The organism is bacterium (assembly GCA_040755795.1).
GTDB lineage: Bacteria > UBA9089 > CG2-30-40-21 > CG2-30-40-21 > SBAY01 > JBFLXS01.
In genome coordinates, this window is the sequence record JBFLXS010000688.1 from 1 (window position 1) to 1,380 (window position 1,380).

The following is a 1,380-nucleotide window of genomic DNA, read 5'->3' on the forward strand; positions in this document are numbered from 1 at the left end:
AAATTAAATAGGGCTTCACGAAATTAAAACTAAGTAAAAGTAATGGGTTAATTGGTAACTAATTACCATTCACCAGTTACCAATTACCAAAATTAAGGAGGTAGATTTAAAATGGGTAAAAGAAGTTTAAAGGGAAATTCAAGAGGGACAGGGATTAAGAAGATAATGTGTAGTATTGCGGTGATGTGTGTCTTGCTATGCAGTAGCACTATAGCCCAGGGTATAGAATGGCAATGGCCATGGCTAAAAGCTAAGGAGCAAAAGACTAAGCAGGAAAAGGTGGTAAAAAAGAAAAATCTACAACTTAGACCAAAACAAATCGGCACGCCGACTGTTCAGGCATTGCTGGATAAAGTCAAGGAGAATTATCAGAAGATTCAAGATTTGAAGGCGGATTGTAATCAGAAAATATGGTATTCTGAATTTGCTAAGTGGTTAGGGATAATAGGTGATTTGATTGAAGAAGATGATAAGTTTTTGTTTAAAGCACCTGATAAACTTAAGTGGATTTATGATGACCCGGCTATAAGTCCGACGATTATAAAAAATCATACTCATTATCAAAAGGTAGGTCCTGAGAAGAAAGACTGGATATATAGATTACCATGGTATTTTTTGTTAGACCCAGATATGCTTCCTTTCTACTGGCGGTTGGATGAGATAATGACTAAGTTTGATACGAAGGTGATTGATAATCCTCAAACTGATATCTGGGTGATTGAGGCGGTGCCGAAAGCAAGTAATCCGAAGGATGAGTATAATTATCCCCATCCCAAAAGTAAAATAATGGTTTTTGTTGATTATTATAAAGGTGTAATTACAAAAACTGATAGATATGCTGACTATACTAATTTTCATCCTGATATTCCTGATGGTTTTCGTCTAATTTGGCGAGGAGAAAATCAGGAATTTATGTTAATTAGTAATACTTGGATACCAACAAAATTTATTACAACTAAATTCACTATACCTAAATTTAGACCAGAGGAAGTCAAAGAAGAAATTATACTTAGTGATATTCAGATAAATACTGGTATTCCAGATAGTGAATTTGAGTATTAGGTAAGTAGTTAAGTATTTTGGAGGTGAACAATTATGGTCAAAAGAATTATATTCTTATGTTTAATAAGTTGTTTCTTATGGTCAAGTCCTGTTTGGGCTAAAAATCCTGTGCTTTTACTCCCAGGAATCAACTCTGATTCAGAACAAGTATATAAAAAGGGGTGTTTAATAACTACCTTAAAAAATGCAGGGGAGAGCGTTGCAAATGACTTTTAGTTATGGTGCGGGTTGGGGAGAGTTTTGGGTGATAAAAGATGCCAAAGATATAGAAAAGAGATAATCTGCTTAATTGACATCAAGATGAGAAGGTGTTATATA

2 protein-coding genes are annotated in these 1,380 nt (G+C 34.3%); both read left to right on the plus strand.

Annotated elements, in window-relative coordinates:
- Positions 1 to 111: 111 nt before the first annotated feature.
- A complete protein-coding gene (locus tag AB1414_20950; protein ID MEW6609880.1) occupies positions 112 to 1,062 on the plus strand; it encodes a hypothetical protein in 951 nt (316 codons plus the stop codon).
- A 33-nt stretch (positions 1,063 to 1,095) separates the two neighbouring features.
- Positions 1,096 to 1,278 (plus strand): hypothetical protein, encoded by a 183-nt coding sequence (locus AB1414_20955; protein MEW6609881.1) that lies wholly within the window; start codon positions 1,096 to 1,098, stop codon positions 1,276 to 1,278.
- The last annotated feature ends 102 nt before the right edge of the window (positions 1,279 to 1,380 follow it).

Excerpts from the sequence above, each read along its gene's own strand:
- AB1414_20955 (MEW6609881.1), top strand. The coding sequence starts at position 1,096 with ATGGTCAAAAGAATTATATTCTTATGTTTAATAAGTTGTTTCTTATGG.
- AB1414_20950 (MEW6609880.1), top strand. The coding sequence starts at position 112 with ATGGGTAAAAGAAGTTTAAAGGGAAATTCAAGAGGGACAGGGATTAAG.